The organism is Streptomyces flavalbus (assembly GCF_042674625.1).
Taxonomy (GTDB): domain Bacteria; phylum Actinomycetota; class Actinomycetes; order Streptomycetales; family Streptomycetaceae; genus Streptomyces; species Streptomyces flavalbus.
In genome coordinates this window covers 4,914,520-4,939,933 of the sequence record NZ_JBHTEB010000001.1, presented here as the reverse complement: position 1 = coordinate 4,939,933, position 25,414 = coordinate 4,914,520, and the positions used below count along the sequence as shown (strand labels likewise).

Below are 25,414 nucleotides of genomic sequence, written 5' to 3'. Positions count from 1 at the left end.
CGATCGGAGGACGGTGGAACGGATGACGAACCCCCTGGCGGGACTGTTCAAGGCACGGCACAAGGAAGCCGCCAGGCAGGAGCTGTACGCCCGTGGTGTGCGCCGGTGCGGCGCCTACCTCGCGGAGCTCGGGGACACGTCCACCCCTGGTCAGGCCCGTCTGGCGCAAGCGGTCGGCACCCTCACCGCCGCCCTCGGCACCCCGGCGGCCGACCCCTTCGACGCCCTGCTCCAGGTCGGCGAGCGCGCGCTGGAGGCCGGGGGGCCGCACGAACTCCGGCTCGCCCTCGTCATCGCGGAGGTGTCGGCCACGCTGCGGCAGCGGTCCAAGGGCGCCTGGCGGCTGCGCGGGCTGGCGCTGGACGGGCTCGGGCGGGACGCCGAGGCACTGGAGAGCTACGAACGGTACCTGTCCCTGCTCCCCGACCCGAAGAACGCGGCGCCCCGGGTGGCCCGCAGGATGGACACCCTGCGCGGACGGCGGGCCTGCCTGGCCGAGGCCACGGCGCTGCTGTCCGGACCGGCGATCACGGCGCCCGAGTTCGCCGCCCGGGTGCGGGAGCACACCGCCCGGCACGGCCTCGGCGACCCCAGGACGCGGCGGCTGCTGGAGCTGTACGGCCGCCACCGCAGGCTGGTCGAGCGGGAGGCGGTGGCCGAGGAGCTGATCGGCGCGAGCACCCCCGTCGGCGCCGGTGGGCTGCGCGCGCTCGTCGCGGACCGCGCGGTGTGCCTGGTGTCGAACGCCGCCGACGTCGCCGCCAGCGGCCTCGGCGCGGAGATCGACGGCTACGACGTCGTGGTGCGCTGCGACTCCTTCCGCCTCCGCGCCGGGGGCACCGGCGCGCGCACCGACGTGCACGCGGTCACCCTGCGCGGGGACACCCCGTGGGAGGGGCCCGCCTGGACCCAGCGGGCGGGCACCCGACTGGTCTTCGGGGAGTCGGCGGCGGCCTGGCGGCGTGCCGTGCGGGAGCGGCTGGTGCCCGGCGCGCAGGACCGCGTCGGTGACGTGTCCCTGCGCCGTCCCCTGGCCGACCCCGCGCTGCTGGGTGAGGGCGGCTGGGGCCCGGGTACCAGCACCGCCTTCACCGTCCTGCGGCTGCTGGACTTCCTGGACGTGAGCGCCCGGCTGGACCTGGTCGGCTTCACCCTGCCCGGCCGACTGCGGCCGAAGGAGGCCGAGTGGGTCATGGACCGCGCCCAGCACGTCGACGACAGCAAGATGAGGATCGCCCTGCGATGACGCACTCCTCTGCGGACGACCGCAGCACCATCACCGGCAAGCGCCGCGTCGCCTTCGCCGTCCACACCGACGCGGACCGGCTGTCCGACGTGGCCGTGCTGCTGCGCAGCCTGGCGCTGACCAACCCCGGCGTGTGCGAGGACGTCGTCGTCCTCCACCCGGGCCTGCCCGAGGACGCCTTCGACGGGCTGCGCCGACTGCACCCCCGGATCGTCACGCGCCGCGCGGCCGACCGCACGGAGGCGTTCCGGCTGGCGGACTACGACACCGTCATCGCCCTCAGCCCCGGCATGGTCGTCCTCGGCGGCCTCGGCGAGCTGCTGCGCCTGCGGCACGGGGTGGCCGCCGTACCGCAGTTGCTGTGCGACGCGGACGGCACGGAGCGGCGGGCGGTGCTGCCGGACGGGCTGTACGTCATCCAGCGCGCCGACGTCGACGACACCGCGCCCGACCCGGCCGCGAGCGGGCCGCTGACGGCGCTGCACGCGCGCTACGACTTCGTCGCCCGGCGCCTGCGCGACGACCTGCCGGTGCCCGGTGAGGTCGCGGTCCTGCGGTTCACGGGGCCGGTCGACGCGCCCGGTCACGGCCCGGCCACCGCGGCGTGGCGCCGGTTCGAGATGGACGACGAGGACTTCTGGGCGGCGTACTGCGCCCTGCCCGGCGGCAAGCACCCCGACCTGCTGGCGCTGTGCGCGCCGCCGCTGCTCAAAGCGCGGACCTCCCTCGACCTGGCCCGCACCGTCGCCGACGTCTACCGCCGCCAGGGCCGCTACGACGAGGCGGTGGAGGTGCTGGCGCCGGTGGTGGCCGACCGGCTGGACGCGCCGCGCTGCCAGGAGACGCTGGGCCTGTGTCTGATGGCCCTGTCGCGCTACGACGAGGCCGAGGCGCGACTGCTGCTGGCTGCGGCGTCGCCCGACGTGGCGCCGCGGGCGTTCGCGCAGCTCGCCCGGCTGGCCTGGCTGTGCGGGCGGACGGCGGACGCGCACGCCTACGCCCGGCAGGGGCTGTCCGCCGATCCGACGGACGCCGGGTGCCATAGCTGGTCCGTGCGGACCGCCAGCCCCGAGGAGAACGACGACACGGTCGTGCCCGCCGAGCAGTTGGCGCACGTGGCGCTGTTCGCGGGGGGGCAGGAGAACGCGGGCGACAAGGTGCTGCCCGAGGCAGTGCGGATGTGCTTCGGCGCCGACACCGGTCCGCGCCACTGGTACCAGCAGCCGGTGCACCGGCTGGTCGACGAGGCGGCGCTGGAGCGGCTGAACGCCCGGCGCGGGATCGTCGTCGGCGGCGGCGGGCTGTTCCTGCCCGACACCTCGCCCAACGGCAACAGCCACTGGCAGTGGAACGTCCCCGACGACGTGCTGGCCCGGATCAGCACGCCGCTCGCGGTGTTCGCGGTCGGCTACAACGTGTTCGACGGCCAGCTCTACCGGCGCAACCGGTTCGCGGAGAGCCTGCGCGTCCTCGTCGAGCGGTCGGCGTTCTTCGGGCTGCGCAACCACGGCTCCATCGACCGGGTCCGCGAGCTGCTCCCCGCCGAACTACGCGACCGGGTGCGCTACCAGCCCTGCCCGACCACGGTGGCCCGGCAACTGGTCCCCGACTGGACTGACCCGGCGGAGCGCTCCGGCACGGTCCTGGTGAACTGCGCCTACGACCGCGAAGGGCTGCGCTTCGGCCACGACTACGCCCACTTCCTCGCCCAACTGGCCACCGCGCTGCGGCGGCTGCGGGGCCGGGCCGAGGTGCGGTACGCCGCCCACATGCCCGCCGACGAGCGGTTCGTGCACGACCTGCGCCGGGAGCACGGCATCACGCTGCCCGTCGAGCCGCTGTACGACATGACGAACGACGCCATCCGCACCCTGTACGCCCGCTCCCTGCTGGTCATCGGGATGCGCGGGCACGCCGGGATGATCCCGTTCGGCTGCGGCACCCCGATCCTGAGCCTGGTCTCGCACCCGAAACTGGCTTATTTCCTCACGGACATCGGCCACCGCGAGTGGGGCCTCTCGGTGCACGAGCGGGAGTTGGGCGGGCTGCTGGTGGAGCGGGCCACCGCGGTCCTCGATGACCACCCGGCCGCCGTGGCGGACGTGCACGCCGCCCAGGGATTCCTGTGGAAGACCACGCAGTCGAACCTCGACGAGCTGCGGGAGATCTTCAACGACGGCTGAGTCCCCAAGAATTCACTTTCACCGCGAATGGAATTCACCTGTCCGTGTCCGCGGCGCCACCGCCTCTCACAGGAGGCCGTTAGCCTGTTCTAATCTCCATCCCCCGAACGTGAGAGGCCCGCGTGCCCAGACTGTCCGTTGTCGTCCCCATGCACAATGTGGGGGCCTTCGCCGAGACCACTCTGCGAAGCCTCGCCAACAACGCGGACCCGGATTTCGAGTTCCTGATCGTCGACGACTGCTCGACCGACTCCACCCCCTGGGCCATCGAGCGCTGGGCGGAAAAGCTGCCGAACACCAAGGTGATACGGCACGCGGAGAACAAGGGCATAGCCCACGCCCGCAACAGCGGCATCGACGCGGCGAACGGCGAGTTCCTCACCTTCCTCGACGGTGACGACTGGTACGGCCCCGGCCACCTCGCCGGGCTGGTGCGCTCGATGGACGAACTGGGCTGCGACTTCGCCCGCACCGACCACGTCCAGGCCACCGGCACCCAGCGGGTGATCCGGCGGCCCCCGGCGCGGGTGCGCAACGCCGTGATGGACCCCCGCGACGGCATAGCGCCCGCCGACACGGAGACGATGGTCGACTACCCCTTCGTCTGGGCGGGCGTCTACCGCCGCCACCTCTTCGACGACGGCGCGATGCGCTACGAGACCCGGCTGCGCACCGCCGAGGACCGGCTGTGGATCTGGCGCCTGCACCTGAGGGCCCGCAGCTACGCCTCCCTCAGCCTGAACGGCGTGTTCTACCGGCGCGGCGTCGCCACCTCGCTCACCCAGGTCAAGGACGACCGCCAACTGGACTTCATCCCCGCGTACGACGCCCTCCTGAAGGACGTGCGCGAGGACCCGGAGAGCGACCGCTTCCTGCTCAAGGCGGTGCGGACGTACTGCGCGATGATCGCCTTCCACATCGGCAAGGTGGACGAGTACGAGACGTCGGCGGCCCAGCGGCTGCGGCGGGAGGCACGGGCCGCGCTGCACCGGATGCCCGAGCGGGAACTCGCGGAGACCCTCCGCACCATCGACAGGACCAGAGGCAGGTTGCTCAGCCGCCTGCGTGACGGGCGGAAGGCTGCCTGATCCATGCCCCACCGAACCCAGATATTCCAGGTCTCGACCCTGTACGGGGCCGCCACCCTGGCCGCCGCGCTCGACGCGGGCCAGTTCGGACCGCGCGAGGACGTCCGGCGCATCCTGCTGGTCTCCAACAACGCTGCGATACCGGAGACCGCGCTGCGCCTGGACGAGATGCACGGCTACGCGCGCATAGCCGCCCGCTTCGACTCGGTGATCAGCTGGAACGAGGCGATACGCCCGTTCCACCCCAGCACCTGGGGCCCCCGCGGCCATGACACCGTGATCTGGCAGAAGGCGTTCCGCCTCGCCTGGGGCATCGACGAACACGACCTCATCGACCTCGCCGTCGAGTCGATCCAGGTCAACCCGGCCCGCGCCCTGACCGCGATCTTCTCCGAGAGCGCCGTCCACGTGTACGCCGACGGCCTGATGAGCTACGGCCCGACCCGCGACAAGCTGCCGCTGGCCATCGCCAACCGGGTCCAGCGGCTGCTGCACCTCGATCTGATCCCCGGCCTGCGACCGCTGCTGCTGTCCGAGTACGGCGTCGAGCCCGAGGTCGTCCCGGACGACGCGTTCCGCGCGGCCCTCGACGAGATCTCCCAGGACGCCGCTGACGACCCGCGGCTGACGCCCGTCCTGGAGGAAGCGCCCACGGCCGTGCTGCTCGGCCAGTACCTGGCCGCCATCAACATCCTCAGCCCGCAGGAGGAGGAGGACCTCCACGTCCGGATGCTCACCGCCGCCGCGCGGGCCGGGCACCGGTCGGTGGTCTTCAAGCCGCACCCCACCGCCCCCGCCAGCTACTCGGCCGCCCTCAGCAAGGCCGCGGCGGAGGCGGGCGTACGGCTCACCGTGCTGGACGCGCCGCTGCTGGCGGAGACGCTGTACCACCACTGCGCACCCGAACTCGTCGTCGGCTGCTTCTCCACGGCCATGGTGACCGCCTCCGCTTACTACGGCGTCCCGATCGGCCGGGTCGGCACCGCGCTGGTCATGCGGCGGCTCAAGCCCTACCCGAACAGCAACCGGGTACCGCTGGCCATCGTCGACCACCTGGTGCCCGACCTGGAGCGCGACGGGGCCACCCCGGCCCCGGTCGGCACGGCACCCCGGTCGCTGGCGCCGCTGGTCCGGGCGATCGGCTACGCCATGCAGCCCGGCACGCACGCCCGCCTGCGGGAGACGACCGAGCGGTGGCTGCGCGACCACCTGGCGGCCAGCCCCGACTACTACTTCCCCGAACTGCGGCTGGCCGAGCTTGACCTGCCCGGCAGCAGCCCGCAGGTCCGCGCGAAGCTGCGGGTGCGGCGCGCGCGCAGAGCGGTGCGCGGCGCGGTCCGCCGCCGCGCGAAGAAGTGACACCGGGCCTCCAGAGCCCTCCCCCGATCCCCCGCACGACGAAGACCATGGGAGTTCCGCGGTGCCGAACGAGACCGCCCTACGTCCGCCACAGCAGGGCAGTGCCCCCTCCGGGGCCAGCGCCGAGACGCGGGAGCACCGCTTCGACGTCGACCTGATGCGGCTGCTCTGCTCCGCCACCGTGATGCTGGGCCACGTCGGCGCCCAGTTCATCAAGGCCACCGGGAACGACTCGGCCAACGGCGCCGGGTCGTACTGGGCCGGGCACGTGGCCGAGGCGATCAACCCGTTCGCCGTCCCCATGTACTTCGCCATCGCGGGCTGGGCCGTGCTGTCCGGCGCGCCACCGCGGGACAGCGACCGCATGTGGAAGAGGCTCGTCCGCAACACCGTGCCGCTCTTCGCGTGGACGGCGATCTACCTGGCCTGGGCCTGGCTGCGGAACCGCAACGACGAGCCCATGACCGACCTGGCGGTCGACTCCCTCTTCGGCTCGGTGCAGCCCGCCTACCACCTGTGGTTCATGTACAACTACATCCCGATCATCGCGCTGCTCGCCTTCGCCACGCTCATCAGGGCCGGGCAGCGGCCCTGGCGGCTGGGCGCGGTGCTGTTCTGCATCGCGGTCGCGCCCAGCGTGCTGGACACCCTCGGCGAGGTCACCGACCACGAACTGCCCTCGGTGGCCTGGGGCTTCGGCACCTACTCGCTGGTGTACGCGGTCGGCGGCGCGCTGCTGTTCAGCCTCCCAGCGGGGACCGTCCGCTGGCGCTGGCCGCTGGTCGCGCTGCTGCCGGTCACGATGGCCGGGTGCCTCTGGTACAACACGCAGGTCCACTACGTCATCCCGAACGCACACCTGTTCGTGGCCGTCATGAGCGTCTGCGTGCTGCTGCTGATCAGCAGGATCCGCGTCCCCGAGAAGCACCGCCCGCTGCTGCGCAGGCTGGCCGGTGCCGCGCTCGGCGCGTACATGGTGCACGTCCTCTTCGTCGAGGAACTCGTCACCCCCCTGGTCTCGGCGGACCTGTCCGCACCGGTGGCCGGACTGCTGCTGGTCGGTCTGCTGGCCGCCGTCATGACGCTGTCGTTCGCCGCCAGCCTGCTGTGGGGGAGGCTGAACCTGCGTCGTCTGCTCGGCTGACCGGCCGGTCAGCGCCCCGACCCCCGGCCTTTCCCGCACCGCGAATCACGCCACTCCGACTCGACTCCCGACGGATTGAGGTCTTCGCACCATGAAAAGCCGTTCCCTTCTCACCAGTTCGGCCTCCCGGCGCCTGCTGCGCCCGGTCGCCGACCTCATCGACCAGCGCATCGACCGGCGGCTCCGCTCGGCGGCGGCCGACAACTCCGCCCAGTTGGAACGGCTGCGGGAGGCCGTGGAGCGGGCCAGGAGCCACCAGCTCGCCGTGGACATGCTCATCGGCCCAGGCGGCCGTGGCCTCTCCCGCACCGTCTACCAGGGCCCCCTGGAGCGGCTGCACACCGAGCTGACGGAGCTGACCGGGGACCGGGAGTCCGCGGTCCGCGGCGTCGCCACCGCCTACCGGCTGCTGATCGCGCTGGAGTCGCTCGGGGTGGGCCGGATCGCCGGGGGCACCATGAACATCTGCGGCAAGCTGGCGGCCATACCGCTCCTCGACCCGCCGAACGACGAGATCCTGGAGATCGGCACGCTGTACGGCATGTTCTCCGCCGGGCTGGTGCGGATGATGGAGCGCGACGGCCGCAGCCCGAGCGTGACCATCGTCGACCCGTTCGCCGGGATCCAGCTCCAGCCCGGCACCGACCGGCGCCCCGACCCCACCGGCGCCCCCGTCGACGAGCACGCCGTGCGCACCAACCTCGCCCTGGCCGGTCCGGCGGGCGCCGCCGCCCGCATCCAGCGCGGCTTCTCCGAGGACCCCGACACCCGCGCCGCCGTCTCCGACCGCGCCTACGGCGTCATCATCATCGACGGCGACCACTCCCTGGAAGGCGTCCTCGCCGACCTCCAGTGGGCCGAGGAGATCGCCGCCCCCAGCGCGGTGATCGTCCTCGACGACTTCGGCGACGCCAAGTGGCCCGGCGTCAAGGACGCCGTGGACAAGCACCTGGCGCTGGACACCCGCTTCACCTACCTGGGCAAGTGCGCCCACTCGGCGTTCCTGCGGGCGGCCTGAGCCCTCGGTCAGTTGGCGGCCAGGTAGGCCAGCGCGCACATGGCGGCCACCGCCGCGCAGAAGACCACCACGTAGCCGGTGGGGAACGGGGGCGGCGGCCCGTGCGGATCCCGGCGCACCTGGTCGCCGTAGGCCGTGAGCCCGTGTCTGATGAGGAACAGGCCGAGCGCGAGGCCCGTCCAGCAGAAGGAGTACAGCACCAGCATCTGCCGGGCGCTCCACAGCTCGGATTCCACGGCTCCCACCCCGGCCATGCCGAGGCAGGCGGCGACGGACATCGCGGCGACGGCCGCGATCGCCGCCCGCGGGGGCCGCAGCCAGCGGTACGTCGCCAGGCACAGCAGCGCGGTGGCGGTCGCTGCCATCAGCAGCAGGTACGGCAGGGGAAGCCGCGCGAGCATCAGAGTCCTTCCGCGCCGCCCGGGGCCGGGGCGCGACACCGCCGGCCCCGGGCGCGCTGTGCTCAGTCGAACCAGGAACCGACCGTACTGGCCAGCGACCCCACGGTGCTGGTCACCGGTGAGACGAGGTCGTTGGCGAACCGGGTGACGCGTGAGGCGCCGTTGTAGACGGGCCGCAGCCACGGTGCGGAGCCGAAGGTGGCCAGGCCGATCGCGGCGCCCTGGAGCGACGACACGAACTCGCCGCTGGTCCAGCCGTAGCCCCAGCCGGTGAACAGGACGTTCAGTCCGGCGAAGCCGAGGGACGTGATCGCCATGCCCGCCGACAGGGCCAGCACGGCCGGGGCGAGCGGGCCGAACAGCGGGGCGGACAGGGCGAGTCCGGCGGCGGCGAAGCCGGTGCCGATGCTGATCCAGTTGCAGATGTTCGCCGCGGTCTTGGCGTCGTCGTTCTCCTTCCACCAGGGGTTGCCGCCCTTGACGGTGTCGTTCTCGGCGGTTTCGGCCGGGCTGGTGCCGCTCTGCCGGGCCTCGCGCGCCTCCTGGGCCGCCTGCCTGGCCGCGGCGGTGATCTCGGCCTGCCGCTTGGCGCTGGCGATCCGGTGCGCGTCGCTCGCCGCCGCGGAGGCCGCCGCCGCGTCCTGGCCCGCCTGGAGTGCCGCGGCGCGTGCCGCGGCGGCGGACGCCTGGGCCGAGTTGGCGGAGGCGCTGGCGCGGCGGGCGGCGTCCACCGCGCGGTTGGCGGAGTAGTTCGCGGCGCGGGCGGCCGAGCGGGCGGTGGTCGCCGCCGCCTTCGCCCGGTCCGCGGACGCCTGCGCGTCCCGGGCCGACTGCTCGGCCCTGTCCGCGTGCGCGTCCGCCTGCTGGGCGGAGACAGTGGCGGCCTGCGCCGACGCCTGCGCCTTGTCCGCCCACTGCGCCGCCTCCGCCGCGGCGTCGCGTGCCTTGGCGGCCGCCTCCTGGGCGCGGGCGGCGTCCTCCTGCGCCTTGTGGGCGATCTTCGCGGCGGCGGCGATCGCGCCCTGGACGGCGGCGATGTGGCAGGCGGAGTCGTGGTCGAGCTGGGCGGTCTTGTACTGCGCCTCGTGGATGAAGTTGCGGCGCATCCAGGCGGGGCCCGCCATCGCGGCCTGGGCGTGAGCCTTGGTGTAGGGGCCCGCGGTGGCCAGCAGGGTGCTGGTGGCCACCGCGTCGTCCTCCCTCAGCGCCGCCTCGTAGGTGCCGCTGAAGAACGCGTGCAGCGCCTCGGGGGTGCCCGCGTCCAGCGCGGCGTTCGCGGCGGCGGTCACCGCCTTGCCGGGGTTGTCGGCGAGGATGCGGCTGACCGCGACCCGGTTGTCCATGGCGGCGGCGGCCAGCACGCCAGAGGAGAGGAAGGCCGTGGCGGCGTCCGGGTCGGCGCTCTCCACGGCGCTCACGGCGGCGTCCGCGATGTCCGGGCTGGTGAGGGTCTGCGCCAGGTAGAGGGCGGTCTCCCGGTCATCCTGCCGCCGGGCGAGGACCCGGTCGGCGTCGATCCAGGCGTGCACGTCGGCGTCCGTGCCGCAGAGCGCGAACCGGGCGGCCTCCCGCGACCAGGTGCCGTACGAGTCCATCAGGGCCAGCGCCGCCTTGCGGCCGACCGTGGTGGCCAGGGACGTGTCGCCGTCCCGCAGGGCGGCCTCGGCGCGGGCGACGAGGTCCTTGGTGGCCTGGTCGGTCCGCTCCTCCTGGGTGCGCCGGTCGGCGAGGGCCGCCCGGTCCTGTTCGTCGATCTCGGAGAGCAGTCGGCACTCCTCGATCGCCTGCTTCATGTCCTCGTCCAGGCGCTGCCATTCGGCTTCCCTGGCCTGCTTCTCCACCTCGATCGCCCGGTTGACGGCGTCGGTGGCGGTGTTCGCGGCGAGGGTGGCGGCGTTGGCGAACTCGGTGGACTTCTTGGCGTACTCCAGCGCCTGGCCCGCGTACTGCGCCGCCCACTCGGCCGCCGTGGCGGCCCCCTCCGCGTGGCCCGCGGCGCTGTTGGCGGCGTCACGGGCGGTGCGCGCGGCGGTCGCGGCCGTGTTGGCGAGGGTCTGCGCGGTCCCGGCCGCGTTGGTGGCGATGGTGGCGTTGGTGCTGGCGATCTGCGCCTGCCGCTTGGCCTCCGCGGCCTGCGCCTGCGCGACACCGGCGGACGCGGCGGCGGCGGCCGAGGCACTGGCCGCCGCCGAGGCGTTGCGGGCGGCCGACGCGGCGGCGGACCCGGCGGACGCGGCCTGCGCGGAGGCGGTGGCGGCGTGGTCGGCGGCGGTGGCGGCGCTGCGGGCCTTGGCGGCGGCGTTACGGGCGGCGACGGCCGCGTTCTTCGCGGCGGACGCCTGCGAGGCGTCCTTGGAGGCGGCGATCGCCGCGTGGTAGGCGCGGGCGGCGGCGGACCCGGCACGGGCGGCGGCCTGGCTGGCGGCGGTGGCGGCGTAGGCGGCGCGGCGGGAGGCCTGGACGGCGGCGTGCGAGGCGCGAATCGCGACCCGTGCCGAGTCGGCGGCGCCGCTGGCGGCGTCGGCGGCCTTCCGGGCGGCGGCCCCCGCCTTGGCCACGTCGTCCTGGGCGGCCTGGGCCTCGGCCGCTGCCTTCTCGGCCGCCGTCCTGGCCTTGGCGGCGGCGTCGACGGCGCGGGCCGCGGCCTCCTCAGCCTGCTTGGTCTTGGCGTCGGCCTTCTTGCCCTCGCGTTCGACGACCGCGACGAGTTCCGCGATGGAGGCGCTCTCCTGGTCACGGGCCCGGGCAATGTGCTGGCCGCTCTCCAGGAACCACTCGATGTCGGCGGCGCCGCCGTCCAGGGCGCGGGAGGCGTACTTCCGCACTTCGGGGCCCGCCTGGAACATCAGGGTGCTGACCTCGACCCGCATGTCCTCAAGGCGGGCGGTGTACTGGCCGTCGACGAGGTACGCCGACAGCGCGGCCTCGGTGCCGGTGTTCAGGGCGGCGTCGCCTGCCCGGACGACGGCCTTGCCGCCGGTGGCCATCACAGTGGAGGCCGCCACCCGCAGGTCTTCGAGGATGGCGTTCTTGTATCCGCCGTCGAGGAACGCGGTGATGGCGGCGTCCCCGCCGTCGAGGGCGGCGGTGGCCTCGCGCCGGGTGCCCTTGCCGCCCCCGGCGAGGGCGGTGGAGACGGCGACACGGTTGTCCTCGGCGGTGAGGCGGGGCAGTTCGGCCGCGAGGAAGTTCTGTACGTCGGTGTCGGAGCCGATGAGGGCGAGTTCGGCGGCGGCGCGGACGGCCTTGCCGCCGAGCAGCCAGGCCCGTACGGCCCGGCCGCGGTCGGTGTCCGGCAGGGCTAACGGGTCGCCGTCCTCGCCCGGCTCCGGTTCGGTGGCGGCGCGGGCCGCCGTGGGGGTGAGGACGAGGCTCGACGTGGCGGCGGTGGCCGCGGTGGCGGCGAGGGCGCCGAGCACCCGTCGTCGGCTCCAGTACGTGGTGTTCACCGTGGTCCTTCGGGATCGGTGCCCGGTGGCGGTGCGCAGACGGCGACCCGCCACTGGGCAGACGTATGTGCGAATAGCGGGCCCCGGAGGGAGACATGGCCCCCGGGGCCGTCACGGCGGGGAAGGTGTCAGCGGATCGCCATGCCGAACGCCTTGCCCGTCAGGGGCAGGCCGTTCAGTCCGGGCTGGTGGGTGATGACGGTGCCGCCGGTGGCGCCCATCGCGTCGGCCCACGGCAGCCCGTGGACGGCGCCGCGCTCGGCGGGCCCGTGCGGCATACCGATCCACAGGTGCGTGCCGGTGGCGTGCAGGTACTTGCCGACTCGCTGCGAGGCGCCCGGCGTGCCGGGCAGGCCGCGGGCGTTGCCCGCCTCGATCCAGTGGTCGGAGTCGCCCGGGGCGCCCAGCAGCGAGAAGGTCTGGACGACGCCCGCGTCCGTCGCCGTACCGACGTCCTTGCCCGGCACACCGACCGCCAGCACCATCGTCGCGGCGGTGCCGGTCGCCCGCGGCGCCAGGTTGGCGGCGGCCACCTGGGTGCCGAAGCCGTCCCCGGCCGCGGAGGCGCCGTTCACGCCCTCGACGCCCTGGTGGACGGTGGCCAGTTCGCTGACCGCCCCGGCCGCGCTGACCCGGAGCGTGGTCACCTGACCGGCCTGCGCGTAGGAGGTGGTGCCGACCCAGAGCGTCTCGCCCGGCGTGCCGACGGCGAGCACCGAGTCGGTCGCGGCGGTGGCGCCGGCGGGGCGGTACGGCACCATCGACAGCGCGGCGCCGAACCGGTCGCCCCCCTCGGAGGCGTCGCCGATCCCGTCGCTGTCCTGATTGACGCTGGCCACCGGGGTGGGCACGCCGTCCGCGCTCAGCTCATGCCTGAGGACGACCGCCATCCCCGCGTCGGCGGCGGTGCCGACGGTCTCGCCCGGGGCGCCGACCGCGAGGTGGTTCGGCGAGCCCGCGAGGGCGGCCCCGAACTCGTCGCCCGCGCTGATGGTGCCGACGATGCCCGGCGAGTCCAGGTGGAAGGAGAGGCTGGTGGATCCGCGCAGGTAGTACACCAGGCCAGCGTCGACGTACCCCTTCAGGTTCTTGCCGGGCGCGCCGATCGCCAGGTACGGCTCACCGGTGGCGGTCTGCCCGGCGGCCAGCGCGGTGCCCATCCGGTCGTCCGCCTCGGACGCGCGCTCCGCGAGGGCGCCGGTGCCCTGCTGGAGGGTGAGCGCGGCCTTGCCGTGGCCCAGCCCGTCCGGGGAGCCGTACAGGACGGTCACCCAGCCCGCGTCGACGATGCTGTTGACGTCCTCCAGCGGGGTGCCCACCACGAGGTCGGTGCAGCCGTCCTCGTCGTGGTCGACGGTGGCGAGGACGCCGCCGAACTCGTCCCCGGCCTCGGCGCCGCCGGGCACGTACGAGAGGTCCTGGTGGAAGGCCTCGCTGCCCTTGCCCGCGCCGTAGACGACCTTGAGCAGCCCGGCCTGGGACAGCCCGGACACGGACGCCTTGGGGTCGCCGACCGCGGTGTCCTCGACGGCGTCGCAGTTGAAGTCGGTCACGCGGGTGTCGGCGGTCTTCGCGGCCACCCAGTCGCCCAGGTCGTCGACCCGGGTGGCGACGCCTCCGGTGCGGGTCTCGGCGGCGTCCGCGCCGAAGCAGCCGCCCTGCCAGGAACGGCTGTTGACGGCGGCGAGCCGCGTCTGCACGCCGCTGGTGCGCAGCACCGGGCCCCCGGCGTCGCCCGCGCAGATCGCGGCGCCGCCCTGCCCGGTCACCGTGGCGGTGGTGGCGTTGGTGGCGTCCAGGGAGAAGGCGCCGGTGTGCAGCTTCAGCGGGGCCCACTCGCCCTTGGTACGGCCGTAGCCCGCGACGGTGAGCTGCTCGCCGACGGTGGGCGCGGTGCTGGCGAGGGTGACGGGGGTTGCGGTGGTGACGGGCCGGGACAGCCGGGCCAGCACCAGGTCGCGGTCGGTGCGCGGAACCAGCTCCACGACCCGGATGACCTGACCGGCGGTGGTGGTGAGGTCGGTGCGGCCGATCGTCGCGGTGGTCTTCAGCCGGGGGGCTCCTGCGGGCACGGCGAGGCTGGTGGCCGGGTCGTCGGCGAAGCAACTGGCCGCCGTCAGCAGCCACTCGGCGTGCACGAGGGTGCCCGAGCAGGCGCGGGTGCCGTCGCCGATGTCGAGGCGGGCGGTGGCGGCGTAGGCCGTGCCGGTCGCCGCGGTGCCGCTGACGGCGTGGGCGGGCGGGGCGGCCAGGGCGAGGGGGGCCGCGAGGAGGGCGGCGACGAGGGCGAGCCGGACGGGTCTGGTGGATATCGCGGACACGGCGGACGCCGTGCCTCCGACGGAATGCGTGTTCATGATTCCCCTGGGGCGAGTTCCAACGGGCCGGGACGCGACCTGACCCGTTCTGACGAGGTCGGTGAAAAGCACTCGCTACTTGGTCGTGCGGATTTCAACGAGCGCGTACTCACGCCCTTGCTCAGCACTCTCGCCTACCGGGGTCCAAGTGTTCTTCTCGATGTCGTACGACTTCTCCTCGCCGTCCACGGTCATGTCGACCTGGGTCGAGTAGTCGTTTCCCCGGACGCTGAACACGGAGGGGATTTCCAGCGTCAGAAATCCGGAGTCGCCGGTGGTGCGGAAGCAGATGCGGTCCACCGACGAGCGGGCCCAGACCTCCAGCAGCCCCGCCTCGCTGTCGCAGGTGGCGAGCACGATGTGGCCGTCACCGCGCTTGAGGGTGATGCCTCGCTCGGCGGCGATCTTGTCGGCCTGCGGGTAGTCGAAGTCCTCGACGGCGTAGCCGGGCGCCTCGTCGGCAACCGGTGTGACGGGCGCGACGGCGGCCGTTCCCCCGGCCATCACGAGCCACGCTAAGACGGCTGCCGCGACGGCCCCCAGCACATGCGGCACAAATCTCTTCATCACAGTCCTGTTCTGTATTCCGGGGTCGGTTCGGTAATGCGTGACCGAGCACGACACAAATCCCGGAAAAGATGGGCGGAAAGGTCCTTGGCGACGCCATGGAATCCCAAGAATCCACGCCTGTCCACACTACAAATCGGAATAAATCGAACACCCGCGCAGACCCCCCGGAAGGGTCGGAGAACGCCAGGCAACCAATGCGACTTTCAGGTGAACTGTGCGGGTCTGTCCGGCAAATCGCCACCCCTTCGAACGGAGGTGCGTCATGCGGCGTCCTAAGGTCGGTGTATTCCAGCCCGGCGGACTTCGAAAGGTGCCAGCGTGACCGAAATGGTCGTGAACACCACACAGCCGTCCGTGACGGCCACCACGCCCGGCGCCGCCACCCTCGCCCGGCCCCCCGTACCGCGCCGCGAACAGCGATCAGGCGGCAGGCTGCGCGCCCTGGACGGACTGCGGTTGCTGGCCGCGCTGATGGTGGCGCTGTACCACTACGGCGGCCGGGGCGGCGACATCACCCGGGCCTGGGGGTCCTCGCCGAAAGTGCAGTTCCCGACGCTGCACTCGTATTTCGCCTACGGCCCGCTCGGTGTGCACATCTTCTTCGTCATCAGCGGTTTCGTGATCTGCATGAGCGGCTGGGGCCGCCCGCTGCGCTCCTTCTTCGCCTCCCGGACCGCCCGGCTGATGCCCGCCTACTGGGTCGCCGTCGTGCTGGTCACCGCCGTGTTCGCGCTGCCCGCGGTGGCGTACGACGCGGTCACCCCGAGCGAGGCGCTGCTGAACCTGACGCTGCTTCAGGAGCCGCTCGGCGCGCACCGGGTGCTCGGCGTGGACTGGACGCTGTGGGTGGAGGTCCGCTTCTACGCGCTGTTCGCCCTGTGCATCGTGCTGCCGGGCGCGAGCCGCCGCCGGGTCGTGCTGTTCTGCGCGGTGTGGACGCTGGCGGCGACGCTCGCACAGGCGTCCGGAGAACCGTTCCTGGACCTGCTGCTGATGCCGGAGTACGCGCCCTTCTTCATCGGCGGCATCGCGCTCTACCTCATCCACCGGGACCGCCGCGACGTCACCGCCTGGGGCATCCTGGCCGTGAGCTGGCTGACCGGACAGCACATCGCGGTGTCCCACCTGTGGCACAGCGACCACCCCGGCCAGTTCTCCTACCGCTCGGCCACGGTCATCATCCTCATCGTCACCTTCGGCTTCGCGGCGGTCCTCGCCATCGCGCTGGGCTGGCTGGACTGGGCGAACTGGCGCTGGCTGACGGTCGCGGGGGCGCTGACCTACCCGTTCTACCTGGTCCACGAGCACCTGGGCTGGGTCGTCATCCACTATCTGCACCAGGACCTCGGCATCCCGTCCTGGGCCACCTTCGCCGCCACCCTCACCGCGATGCTGGCCCTGGCCTGGCTCCTCAACCGGTACGTGGAGCGCTGGGCGACCCCGGCCCTGCGGAAGGCGCTGGCGCGGCCGTCGGAGCCGTCGGGGCCGGTGGGGTAGCCGTACGCCGGGCGGGTGAGTCTCGCGGGCTGTTTGACGTCAAGCGGCCGGAATTAGCGTGAAGTTCACGAATGGAGGGGTTTGCTCGACTTGGTCCGGGCAAGGAGTGACCAGTTCCCGAACCCCCACCGCACAAGGGAGTGCTCCCCCTCCATGAGCGACGCACACACCGCCGTACGCGACGCCGCGCCGGGCCCCCCGGCGGGGGCGCCCGCGCCGCCCCGCCGTCTAGAGGACGTCCGCGGCTGGTTCCCCGTACTCGACCAGGTGCTCTTCGAGTGGCTCCTCGACCGGCAGGAGGCCGCCGGGACGCGGGGTGACCTGCTGGAGGTCGGGGTGTTCATGGGCAAGAGCGCGATCTTCCTCGGCCGCCACCTGCGGCCCGGCGAGCGGTACACGGTGTGCGACCTGTTCGAGGGCGACGCCCCCGACGACGCCAACCAGGCGGAGTCCCGCAAGTCGTACGCCGCGCTCACCCGGCGCGCGTTCGAGGCGAACTACCTCGCCTTCCACGACGAACTCCCGCGCGTCCTCCAGGGCCCCAGCTCCCTGGTCCCCGCCGAGGTGCCCGCGGGCTCCTGCCGCTTCGTGCACATCGACGGCTCGCACCTCTACGAGCACGTGTACGGCGACATCGGCGCCGCCCGCGACGCGCTGCTCCCGGACGGGGTGGTCGTCCTGGACGACTTCCGCTCCGAGCACACCCCCGGCGTCTCCGTCGCCGCCTGGGAGGCCGTGCTCAACCGGGGGCTGCGGCCGATCTGCCTGAGCACCCAGAAGCTGTACGGCACCTGGGGCGACCCGGAGCCCGTACAGGAGGCGCTGCTGGCCATGGCGCGCGGCCGGGACGACTGCCACCTGAGCGTGCAGCAGGCGGCGGGCCACCGGCTGATCCGCCTCAAGGCCAAGCGGGAGATGCAGGCCCCGCCCTTCCCGCTGTCCCGGTACGGCCAACCGCCCCAGGAAACGCCGGAGACGCCGGAGACGTCGGAGCCGGTGCAGGTGCCGCACCAGCCCGCCAGGCCCGCGTCACCCGCCGCGCCCCGCCGACGCCCCCGCAGCCGCGCCCGTCGACTCGCCGTCGACCTGCTGCCGCCGCTGCTCACCCGCGCCCTGGTCAACGCCCGTGCGGCCCGGCGCCCGCCCGCCAGGTCGTGAGCTACGAGCTGGCCAGCGACAGCTTCACCGCGAACCCCAGGAACAGCGCCCCCGCCGCCGAGGTCGCCCCCGCCGACAGGCGCCTGCGGCGGCGGAACGCGGCGGCCAGCTTCGTGCCGCTGAATATCAGCGCCGTCAGGTACAGGAAGCTGGCGAGCTGGGCCAGCGTCCCCAGGACGACGAAGGAGAGCGCCGGATAGGCGTACCCCGGGTCCACGAACTGCACGAAGAAGGCGACGAAGAACAGGATCGCCTTCGGGTTGAAGAGGCTGATCACCAGCGCCCGCCGGTAGGGCCGCTCATCGGTGACGGCCTCCGGCCCGGCGTCGGCGACGGGCGACCGCCGCGCCCGCCACATCCCCCACGCGGCCCGCAGCATCCCGACCGCGAGCCAGGTCAGGTACCCGGCGCCCGCGTACTTCACGATCCCGAACAGCACGGCGTTGGCCTGGAGCAGCGAGGCCACCCCGGCCGCCGACAGCGTCATCAGCACGGTGTCCCCGCACCACACCCCGGCCGCCGCCGTGTACCCGGCCCGCACGCCGCGCCGGGCGGCCACGGAGAGGACGTAGAGGGAGTTGGGGCCGGGCAGCAGGACGATCAGGACGAGGCCCGCGAGGTACGTGGGAAGGTCGATGACACCGAACATGGAAAGGAGTGTCGCACGGGGGTACGACACTCCCCCACGGGATTTCCGCCGCCGCCGTCAGACGAGGGGAACGCCCAGGTCAGAACGCGTCCGACGGCACGTACGTGCCCCAGACCTCCCGCAGCGCGTTGCACACCTCGCCCACCGTCGCCCGCGCCCGCAGGGCGTCCTTCATCGGGTACAGGACGTTGTCCTCGCCCTCGGCGGCCTTCTTCAGGGCGGCCAGGGCCGCGTCGACGGCGCCCTGGTCGCGCTCGGCGCGCAGCTTCGCCAGCCGCTCCGCCTGCTGCGCCTCGATCGCGGGGTCGACGCGCAGGGGCTCGTACGGCTCCTCCTCGTCGAGCTGGAAGCGGTTGACGCCGACGACGACCCGCTCGCCGCTGTCCGTCTCCTGGGCGATGCGGTAGGCGCTGCGCTCGATCTCGTTCTTCTGGAAGCCGCGCTCGATGGCGTTGACCGCGCCGCCGAGGTCCTCGACCTTGCGCATCAGCTCCAGCGTCGCCGCCTCGACGTCGTCGGTCATCTTCTCGATGACGTAGGAACCGGCGAACGGGTCGACGGTCGCCGTCACGTCCGTCTCGTAGGCGAGGACCTGCTGGGTGCGCAGCGCGAGCCGGGCGGACTTGTCCGTGGGCAGCGCGATCGCCTCGTCGAAGCTGTTGGTGTGCAGCGACTGGGTGCCGCCGAGGACGGCGGCCAGGCCCTGGACGGCGACGCGGACCAGGTTGACCTCGGGCTGCTGGGCGGTGAGCTGCACGCCCGCGGTCTGGGTGTGGAAGCGCAGCATCAGCGACTTGGGGTTCTTCGCGCCGAACTCCTCCTTCATCACCCGCGCCCAGATCCGGCGCGCGGCGCGGAACTTGGCGACCTCCTCCAGGATCGTCGTACGGGCGACGAAGAAGAAGGACAGGCGGGGGGCGAAGTCGTCGACGTCCATTCCGGCGGCGACCGCCGTGCGGACGTACTCGATGCCGTCGGCCAGCGTGAACGCGATCTCCTGCGCGGGGGACGCGCCCGCCTCGGCCATGTGGTAGCCGGAGATCGAGATGGTGTTCCACTTGGGGATCTCGGCCTTGCAGTACTTGAAGATGTCGGCGATCAGCCGCAGGGAGGGCTTCGGCGGGAAGATGTACGTCCCGCGCGCGATGTACTCCTTCAGCACGTCGTTCTGGATCGTGCCGGTGAGCTTGTCCGCGCTGACGCCCTGCTCCTCGGCGACGAGTTGGTAGAGGAGCAGCAGCAGGGCGGCGGGGGCGTTGATCGTCATCGACGTCGACACCTTGTCCAGCGGGATACCGCCGAACAGCACCCGCATGTCGTCGATCGAGTCGATCGCCACGCCGACCTTGCCGACCTCACCGTGTGCGATCGGGGCGTCGGAGTCGTGGCCCATCTGGGTGGGCAGGTCGAAGGCGACCGACAGGCCCATGGTGCCGTTGGCGATGAGCTGCTGGTAGCGGGCGTTGGACTCCGCCGCGGTGCCGAAACCGGCGTACTGGCGCATCGTCCAGGGACGGCCCGTGTACATCGAGGGGTAGACACCGCGCGTGTACGGGTACGAACCAGGCTCACCCAGCTTCCGCGCCGGGTCCCAGCCCTCAAGGGCGTCCGGTCCGTAGACCGGCTCGATGGGGAGTCCGGACTCCGACTCGCGTGCCATGGTGCGCCTCCGCGTTGCTTGGGTTACTCGCCAGTACGGCCGTCCCTTCGCCACGGACTGTAGCGGCGGCCGTGCGCCCGGTGGAGTGCTCCACGCTGGGACCTTCCTCACAACGATGCCCCGTGGTTGGCCCGCCGTCACGGACGGGGAAGGATCAGGGCATGGGGACCACGAGGCCGTACGCCACCCTGCTCGGCGCCCCCGTCGCGCTCGCCCTGCTGGCGGCGACGGTGGCGGGCTGCACGGTCCAGCCCACCGGGCCGGACGGGAAGCCGGTACCGCCGGTGCGGTTCGAGACGCCGTCCACGGCGACCACGGGGAGCACCGCGCGCGGCACCCCCTCCGCGCCGCCCGCCGCGCCGCGGGTGCTGTACGCGCGCGGGGACAGCGGCCCGGAGGTGCGCGAACTCCAGGCCCGGCTGCGGCAGATCGAGTGGCTCTTCGACGGGCCGACGGGCACCTACGACGACCTGACCGAGGAGGCCGTACGCGGCTTCCAGGGCAAGCGCGGGCTGCCCGCGACCGGCGCGACCGACACCGTCACCTGGCAGCGGCTGCTGGGGATGACCCGGAAGCCGGGCAAGTGGGACCTGTACCTGATGGGCGGCCAGCCCGCCGACGCGCCCGACCCGCGCTGTCTGACGGGGCGGGTGCTGTGCGTCAGCAAGTCCAGCCGGACCCTGCGCTGGATGATCGACGGGCGGACGGTGTCGGTGCTGCCGGTGCGGTTCGGCTCCGAGTACACCCCCACCCGGGAGGGTGTGTTCGAGGTCTACTGGAAGTCCCGGCACCATGTGTCCACGCTCTACGACTCCCCCATGCCGTACGCCATGTTCTTCAGCGGCGGGCAGGCCGTGCACTTCTCGTCGGACTTCGCGGCGCGGGGGTACGCGGGCGCGTCACACGGCTGCGTCAACGTACGGGACGAGGCGGCGATCGCGGATCTGTACGGACAGGTCCGCAACGGCGACAAGGTCGTCATCCACTGGTGAGGGGCGCGCATCTCGGGGCGGGCGTCCCGGGCCGGGCTTCCGGGGGCCGGGCTTCTTCTGGGGCGCGGGCGGGACCGGGGGAACGTGTCCCGCCCGCGCCGAGATGCACGAGCCCTGGGTACGGGGGGAACCCCGGCTCTGTGCCATGAAGCCGATGACCAGTCGGCTCACTCATTACTGCGCCTGGCGGGCCGAAAGTGTCACACCTTGCGGGAGGAAAGTCAGGCGCGGGGCGAACTCGCAGGTCAGAGCGGGGTGGAGGAGGGCAGAGCGAGGTGGAGGAGGGCAGAGCGTGGAGGAGGGCAGAGCGAGGCGGAGGAGGGCAGAGCGGGTCAACCGCCGTGGTGGCCCTTCCCCTTGTCCTCGTCCTTGCCCTTGTCCTTCTCCCCGCCCTCGTCCGTCCCGTCGTTCTTCCCGTTCCCCTTGCCCTTGCCGTGGTCCGCGTCGGACTTCTCCTGGTCGGCGTTGTCGTCGCCGCGGTTGTCGCCAGCGTTGTCGCCACCGTTGTCATCGGTGGCGGGGGTGTCGGGGAGGTCCGGGGACTCGGCCTTCAGGGCGTGGTCGCAGAACTTCGGGACGCGGGACGGGCCGCCCGCCGCTCCCTCCAGGGCGCGTCGGCGCCCGGCGTCCAGGCTCTTGCCGTCGCGCAGGTCGCGGCAGGCCGCGGTGACGGCGGCGGAGGCGGACGGCCAGCCGCCGCCGGGCCTGGCCCCGCGGTCGTCGCCGGTCCGGCCGTCGGCGTCGCCCTTCCCGGCGGGCTCGCGCGAAGCACCGGAGGCGGAGGCGGAGGCGCTGGCTCCGGCGCCGGGGGCGGCCGTGCCGGTGCCGCCGCCGCGGGTGCCGTCCGGAGACGGCGAGACCAGCGGGCGTTCGGGGGTCACGGCCGCGGAGACGGAGCTGGCCGGGGCCGGTGCGCCGTCGTCGAACGGCGTCGGCAGGACTCCGGTTCCGGCCGCCACGGCGACCCCGCCGACCATGCCGACGGTGAGGGTGGCGGCCAGCCCGAACCGCAGGGGGCGGCCCCAGCGCGGGCGGCGCGACGCGGTGCGGCGGCCTTCGATGCGGACCAGCCCGGCGTCCGGCAAGCGGGGTGCGGAGGCGCTCGCGCCGAGGGCGGCGCGCTGCTCGGCGCGCTCCGCGCGGACCTTGCGGAAGGCGGCCAACGCGGCCTCCTCGCCCGGGAGTTCCTCGCTGGTCAGCGGGGTGGGCGTGGCCAGGGTGCGGAGGGCCTCGGACAGCCTGCGGGCCCCGTCACGGGCGTCGGCGTCGGCAGCGTCGAGCGGCTCGCCGCGCAGCAAACGCTCCGCCGTGTCGCGGTCCAGCCACCTGTACTGCTCGTCGGCCATCACACATCCTTCTGCGTCCGCGCGCGCGTATGCGTCACAGTCGCGGACGTCACCGCCCGGCCGTGTGGTTGCCGCGGCGCGGGGACGGCTTCGAGCACCCCGGCGGATTCCGGATCGTCGCCGAACTGCTCGCCGAGGAGTTCCGCGAGCCGTTTCAGGCCGCGGTGGGCGGCGGTGCGGACGGCGCCGGGACGCTTGCCGAGGGTGTCGGCGGCGGTCTTGGCGTCGAGCCCGACGACGACCCTGAGGACGACGGCCTCGGCCTGGTCCTGCGGCAGCCGGGCGATGAGGGAGAGGGTGCGGTCGGTGGCCAGCGCCTCGATGGCCTCGCCCGCGGTGTCGGACTCGGCGGCGCGGCCGGTCAGCTCCGTCTCGTCGCCGCCGATGGCGGGGCGGCGGCCCCGCATCCGGATGTGGTCCAGGGCGCGGTTGCGGGCTATCCGGGCGGCCCAGCCGCGGAAGCGGTCGGCGTCGCCGGTGAACCGCTCCAGGTCGCGGGCTATCTGGAGCCACGCCTCGGACGTCACGTCCTCCGCGTCGGGATCACCGACCAGCGTGCGGACGTATCCGAGCAGCCGTGGGTGCACCGCGCGGTACACAGTCCGGAACGCGCTTTCGTCCCCGTCCTGTGCCGCAAGCACCGCGGCGGTCAGCTCCGCGTCGTCCCCCAGCACCGACACCCCTCTTTTGCGCCTAAGCCTGGTCCTGCCTCTTGCCCACCTGTCCGTGGAACGGCGCGAAACGCACGTTACGGCGTGAAACCGCTCCCCGTCCATGTCCGTAGAAGATGCAACTAACTCGTGACGCGGTGGGTGTGACAGAAACCGCACCCCCGGCGCTGTAGGTAGTACGGGCCGCCGCGCGGCCCGTGCCGCGCGACGGCCGGGGCCTCTCCTGTGGGGGGTGGCGGCCCCGGCCGTTGCCATGGCGGCGGCCGCAATCCGCCTCCCCGCTGGTTCGCTACGGGTTCTTCCCACCCGAGTTTTCGACGCTCTCTGCGTTCTCCGCGTTTTCTGCGTTCTCCGCGTTTTCCGCCTTGTCGTTCTCAGCGTCATCCGCGTTGTCCGCGTTCTCGTTCGCCGCGCTCTCCGCCGGGGCGGTCGGGGCCGTGGGCGCGGGCGGGGTGGTGGCCCTGCCGGTCGTCGTCGGTCTGGGCGGCGTCGTGGGGCGGGTCGGCTGGGCGGCCCCCTGGGTCGGTTCGGCCCGCGCCGACTGCTCGGCGCCCGCCGTCTGCCGCGCGCAGTACGCGTCGACCTTCTCCGCGCCGCCCGCCTCCTCCACCAGGCGCTCCCAGGCGGTGGCGTCCAGGGCCTTGCCGCGCTCCTCGACCTGCTCGTACGCCGCGCAGCGCGCCTCGGTGTCCTGGGCGGCGGGCGGGTGCCCCGGCCGGGTGGACGCGGCGCCGGTGCCGCCGGGGCCGGAACCGGCCGCGGGGTCGGTGGGGGCGCTGGCCGACGTCCGCGCGCCGCCCCGGTCCTGCCCCGCGTCGTCGGCCGTGGACCCGGCCGAGCCGATCGCGGCCACCGCGACTCCGCCCAGCGTGAGACTGCCGAGCACCACGGCGAGCGTGGCCCGCAGCGAGCGTCCGGCGCGCCGGTGCGGGCGGGGCCGCCAGTCGTCCCGGCGGCGGGTGCGGGCGCGGTGCGCCCCCGCGTCCCGGGCGGTGCGGAACGCCACGACGGCGCGCTGCTCGGCGTCGGCGTCGATGTGGGCCTCGCGCAGCGCGAGGGCGATCAGCGCCTCCAGGGCGCCGTCCTGGTCGGCCCACCAGGGGTCGGCCGCGGGGCCGTCGGGGTGCCCATGCCGACGGCCGGGGACTTCGCCGCCGCTCAGCCGTTCACCCATGTCCGCTTCCGTTCCTGTCCGCCTCGCTGACCCGATCCCCATCCGGTCCGGCAACTGTCGGTGACTGTCATTTCGACTCCCCCAGCGTCCGGGGGCCGTCATCCGTCACACCCCCGGTCGCGGAGTCCTCCGCTCCGAGGCGGCGGGCGAGGCGTTTCAGGCCGCGGTAGGCGGCGGTGCGGACGGCGCCCGGACGCTTGCCGAGGACCCGGGCCGCGGCGGGGCCGTCCAGGCCGACGACCACCCGGAGCAGCACCGCCTCCGCCTGGTCACGCGGCAGTTCACGGACGAGGCTGAGGGCGCGCTCGGTGGAGAGCGCCTCCAGGGCCTGGTCGTGGGTGGTGTGCGGTCCGGGCAGTTCCAGTACGTCCTGTTCCAGCGCGCTCGGCCGGGGCCGTACCCGCTGGCGGCGCAGGTGGTCAAGGGCCCGGTGCCGGGCGATCGTCGCGGTCCAGCCGCGGAACCCCGCCCCGTCGCCCTTGAACCGCCCGAGGTCCCGGGCTATCTCCAGCCAGGCGTCGGACGCCACGTCCTCGGCGTCGTCGCCGACCAGCCCGCGCAGATAACCCAGCAGGCCCGGCTGCACGATCCGGTACGCCACCGCGAACGCGGCCTCGTCCCCGTCCTGGGCCCGCGCGACGGCCGCGCCCAGCTCCCCGTCGTACGCCTGTGCGCGCCGGGGTTCCCCTCCCTGGCCCAAGACTGTCCTCGTTCGTACGGCTCCGTTGCTCGTCCGCGCCGTGTGACACGCATCGGCCGTGTCGACGCCCCCCAAGGTCATCAGCGTCGGTGCGCGCAGAAGTGTCACAGGTCGTCAGCTCAGGCCGCCGGTCTTCGGGTGCGGCCGTGCAGGGTCAGGTAGAAGGTGTGCAGGGACTCGCCGGGGCCGCCCGCCCCGAAGCGGTTGCGGACCTTGCCGAGCGGGTTCCAGATCCGGCCGTCGGGCATCCGCACCCCGACCGGCTGGCCGAGGACGGCGCGCTGGTCGCCGTCCAGGTCCACCCAGACGGCGCCCGCCCGGCGCACCAGCACCTCACCGACGTAGGCGCCCAGGCCGCACAGCGTGTCGTGGGCCCGCTCCGGGTCGGCGCCGCCCTTGCGCAGCCCGTCGAGCAGGAAGTCGACGACGCGCAGGCTGCGGACGGAGTAGTCCAGCGGCAGCCGGTTGCGGGCGGTGACACGTGCGACGAACTCCGTGGCGTACGGACGCATCTCGCGCGCGCACGGCACGTGCACGTCGACTCGGCTCATGAGACCCCACCCCTTCGCTCGGTGTCGGAGAACACACAGCGGCCCCCCTCAGTCCCAGCGGACGCCCCTCGTGAAACGACACGGGACGGGGCCATGGCGAATGTCACAGAGGCGGTGCGAGCCGCCCGTACAACCCTTTCCGCGTCTCAGGAATCTGTCGTGTTCATGGGATAGGTGAGTGTGTAACCTATGCCGCGCCAT

At 73.3% G+C, this 25,414-nt stretch carries 20 protein-coding genes; 9 read left to right on the top strand and 11 right to left on the bottom strand.

Annotation, left to right across the window (positions count from 1 at the left end):
* Positions 1-22: 22 nt before the first annotated feature.
* From ACFQZ6_RS22360 to ACFQZ6_RS22335, 6 genes are all read left to right on the top strand, one after another.
* Positions 23-1,246 (top strand): hypothetical protein, encoded by a 1,224-nt coding sequence (locus ACFQZ6_RS22360; RefSeq protein ID WP_381611798.1) that lies wholly within the window; start codon positions 23-25, stop codon positions 1,244-1,246.
* The gene (locus ACFQZ6_RS22355; protein ID WP_381611797.1) at positions 1,243-3,429 is read left to right on the top strand and encodes a polysaccharide pyruvyl transferase family protein; all 2,187 of its coding nucleotides are present in this window, start codon (positions 1,243-1,245) and stop codon (positions 3,427-3,429) included. The genes ACFQZ6_RS22360 and ACFQZ6_RS22355 overlap by 4 nt, the downstream gene beginning before the upstream one ends.
* 122 nt (positions 3,430-3,551) lie before the next feature.
* A complete protein-coding gene (locus ACFQZ6_RS22350) occupies positions 3,552-4,517 on the top strand; it encodes a glycosyltransferase family 2 protein (protein WP_381611795.1) in 966 nt (321 codons plus the stop codon).
* A 3-nt stretch (positions 4,518-4,520) separates the two neighbouring features.
* Entirely contained in the window at positions 4,521-5,876 is a 1,356-nt protein-coding gene (locus ACFQZ6_RS22345) for a polysialyltransferase family glycosyltransferase (protein ID WP_381611793.1), read from the top strand.
* Between the two features lie 61 nt (positions 5,877-5,937).
* Positions 5,938-7,020, top strand: coding sequence for an acyltransferase (locus ACFQZ6_RS22340; protein ID WP_381611791.1), 1,083 nt, complete (start codon positions 5,938-5,940; stop codon positions 7,018-7,020).
* Between the two features lie 91 nt (positions 7,021-7,111).
* Positions 7,112-8,038, top strand: a complete 927-nt coding sequence (locus ACFQZ6_RS22335; protein WP_381611789.1) for a class I SAM-dependent methyltransferase — start codon at positions 7,112-7,114, stop codon at positions 8,036-8,038.
* Positions 8,039-8,046: 8 nt separating this feature from the next.
* Here the strand turns inward: ACFQZ6_RS22335 and ACFQZ6_RS22330 are convergent, their stop codons facing one another.
* The 4 genes from ACFQZ6_RS22330 to ACFQZ6_RS22315 form a co-directional block, all read right to left on the bottom strand.
* Positions 8,047-8,439, bottom strand: coding sequence for a hypothetical protein (locus tag ACFQZ6_RS22330; protein WP_381611787.1), 393 nt, complete (start codon positions 8,437-8,439; stop codon positions 8,047-8,049).
* 62 nt (positions 8,440-8,501) lie between these two features.
* Complete coding sequence (locus ACFQZ6_RS22325) at positions 8,502-11,888, bottom strand: hypothetical protein (RefSeq protein ID WP_381611785.1); 3,387 nt, start codon at positions 11,886-11,888, stop codon at positions 8,502-8,504.
* Positions 11,889-12,016: 128 nt separating this feature from the next.
* Positions 12,017-14,245: a S1 family peptidase gene (locus ACFQZ6_RS22320; protein ID WP_381611783.1), complete on the bottom strand. Its 2,229-nt coding sequence runs from the start codon at positions 14,243-14,245 to the stop codon at positions 12,017-12,019.
* A 75-nt stretch (positions 14,246-14,320) separates the two neighbouring features.
* The gene (locus ACFQZ6_RS22315) at positions 14,321-14,812 is read right to left on the bottom strand and encodes a hypothetical protein (RefSeq protein ID WP_381611781.1); all 492 of its coding nucleotides are present in this window, start codon (positions 14,810-14,812) and stop codon (positions 14,321-14,323) included.
* A 321-nt stretch (positions 14,813-15,133) separates the two neighbouring features.
* Here ACFQZ6_RS22315 and ACFQZ6_RS22310 point away from each other — a divergent pair, with 321 nt between their 5' ends.
* Together ACFQZ6_RS22310 and ACFQZ6_RS22305 are read left to right on the top strand one after the other, a co-directional pair.
* On the top strand, positions 15,134-16,312 hold the full coding sequence (locus tag ACFQZ6_RS22310) for an acyltransferase family protein (RefSeq protein ID WP_381611779.1): 1,179 nt from the start codon (positions 15,134-15,136) through the stop codon (positions 16,310-16,312).
* Positions 16,313-16,465: 153 nt separating this feature from the next.
* A complete protein-coding gene (locus ACFQZ6_RS22305) occupies positions 16,466-17,470 on the top strand; it encodes a class I SAM-dependent methyltransferase (RefSeq protein ID WP_381611777.1) in 1,005 nt (334 codons plus the stop codon).
* A 1-nt stretch (position 17,471) separates the two neighbouring features.
* On the opposite strand, the gene leuE is transcribed toward ACFQZ6_RS22305, so the two are convergent.
* Together leuE and ACFQZ6_RS22295 are read right to left on the bottom strand one after the other, a co-directional pair.
* Positions 17,472-18,119 (bottom strand): leucine efflux protein LeuE, encoded by a 648-nt coding sequence (gene leuE / locus ACFQZ6_RS22300; RefSeq protein ID WP_381611775.1) that lies wholly within the window; start codon positions 18,117-18,119, stop codon positions 17,472-17,474.
* A gap of 79 nt (positions 18,120-18,198) precedes the next feature.
* Positions 18,199-19,779: an acyl-CoA mutase large subunit family protein gene (locus ACFQZ6_RS22295; protein WP_381611773.1), complete on the bottom strand. Its 1,581-nt coding sequence runs from the start codon at positions 19,777-19,779 to the stop codon at positions 18,199-18,201.
* A 161-nt stretch (positions 19,780-19,940) separates the two neighbouring features.
* Between ACFQZ6_RS22295 and ACFQZ6_RS22290 the strand changes: the two genes are divergently transcribed.
* On the top strand, positions 19,941-20,771 hold the full coding sequence (locus ACFQZ6_RS22290; protein ID WP_381611771.1) for a L,D-transpeptidase family protein: 831 nt from the start codon (positions 19,941-19,943) through the stop codon (positions 20,769-20,771).
* A gap of 332 nt (positions 20,772-21,103) precedes the next feature.
* Here the strand turns inward: ACFQZ6_RS22290 and ACFQZ6_RS22285 are convergent, their stop codons facing one another.
* The 5 genes from ACFQZ6_RS22285 to ACFQZ6_RS22265 form a co-directional block, all read right to left on the bottom strand.
* Positions 21,104-22,117: a hypothetical protein gene (locus ACFQZ6_RS22285; RefSeq protein WP_381611769.1), complete on the bottom strand. Its 1,014-nt coding sequence runs from the start codon at positions 22,115-22,117 to the stop codon at positions 21,104-21,106.
* Positions 22,117-22,791 carry an RNA polymerase sigma factor gene (locus tag ACFQZ6_RS22280; protein WP_381611767.1) on the bottom strand — a complete coding sequence of 225 codons (675 nt, stop codon included), beginning with the start codon at positions 22,789-22,791 and terminating at the stop codon, positions 22,117-22,119. Before ACFQZ6_RS22280 ends, ACFQZ6_RS22285 begins: the two co-directional genes overlap by 1 nt.
* A gap of 286 nt (positions 22,792-23,077) precedes the next feature.
* Entirely contained in the window at positions 23,078-23,962 is an 885-nt protein-coding gene (locus tag ACFQZ6_RS22275) for a hypothetical protein (protein WP_381611765.1), read from the bottom strand.
* A 67-nt stretch (positions 23,963-24,029) separates the two neighbouring features.
* Positions 24,030-24,662 (bottom strand): RNA polymerase sigma factor, encoded by a 633-nt coding sequence (locus ACFQZ6_RS22270; protein WP_381611763.1) that lies wholly within the window; start codon positions 24,660-24,662, stop codon positions 24,030-24,032.
* A gap of 119 nt (positions 24,663-24,781) precedes the next feature.
* A complete protein-coding gene (locus ACFQZ6_RS22265; RefSeq protein WP_381611761.1) occupies positions 24,782-25,213 on the bottom strand; it encodes a hypothetical protein in 432 nt (143 codons plus the stop codon).
* Positions 25,214-25,414 lie beyond the last annotated feature (201 nt).

Excerpts from the sequence above, each read along its gene's own strand:
- ACFQZ6_RS22285 (WP_381611769.1), bottom strand. The coding sequence starts at position 22,117 with ATGGCCGACGAGCAGTACAGGTGGCTGGACCGCGACACGGCGGAGCGT.
- ACFQZ6_RS22330 (WP_381611787.1), bottom strand. The coding sequence starts at position 8,439 with ATGCTCGCGCGGCTTCCCCTGCCGTACCTGCTGCTGATGGCAGCGACC.
- ACFQZ6_RS22355 (WP_381611797.1), top strand. The coding sequence starts at position 1,243 with ATGACGCACTCCTCTGCGGACGACCGCAGCACCATCACCGGCAAGCGC.
- ACFQZ6_RS22315 (WP_381611781.1), bottom strand. The coding sequence starts at position 14,812 with ATGAAGAGATTTGTGCCGCATGTGCTGGGGGCCGTCGCGGCAGCCGTC.
- ACFQZ6_RS22305 (WP_381611777.1), top strand. The coding sequence starts at position 16,466 with ATGAGCGACGCACACACCGCCGTACGCGACGCCGCGCCGGGCCCCCCG.
- ACFQZ6_RS22295 (WP_381611773.1), bottom strand. The coding sequence starts at position 19,779 with ATGGCACGCGAGTCGGAGTCCGGACTCCCCATCGAGCCGGTCTACGGA.
- ACFQZ6_RS22335 (WP_381611789.1), top strand. The coding sequence starts at position 7,112 with ATGAAAAGCCGTTCCCTTCTCACCAGTTCGGCCTCCCGGCGCCTGCTG.
- ACFQZ6_RS22320 (WP_381611783.1), bottom strand. The coding sequence starts at position 14,245 with ATGAACACGCATTCCGTCGGAGGCACGGCGTCCGCCGTGTCCGCGATA.
- ACFQZ6_RS22275 (WP_381611765.1), bottom strand. The coding sequence starts at position 23,962 with ATGGGTGAACGGCTGAGCGGCGGCGAAGTCCCCGGCCGTCGGCATGGG.
- ACFQZ6_RS22290 (WP_381611771.1), top strand. The coding sequence starts at position 19,941 with ATGGGGACCACGAGGCCGTACGCCACCCTGCTCGGCGCCCCCGTCGCG.
- ACFQZ6_RS22265 (WP_381611761.1), bottom strand. The coding sequence starts at position 25,213 with ATGAGCCGAGTCGACGTGCACGTGCCGTGCGCGCGCGAGATGCGTCCG.
- ACFQZ6_RS22360 (WP_381611798.1), top strand. The coding sequence starts at position 23 with ATGACGAACCCCCTGGCGGGACTGTTCAAGGCACGGCACAAGGAAGCC.
- leuE (WP_381611775.1), bottom strand. The coding sequence starts at position 18,119 with ATGTTCGGTGTCATCGACCTTCCCACGTACCTCGCGGGCCTCGTCCTG.
- ACFQZ6_RS22345 (WP_381611793.1), top strand. The coding sequence starts at position 4,521 with ATGCCCCACCGAACCCAGATATTCCAGGTCTCGACCCTGTACGGGGCC.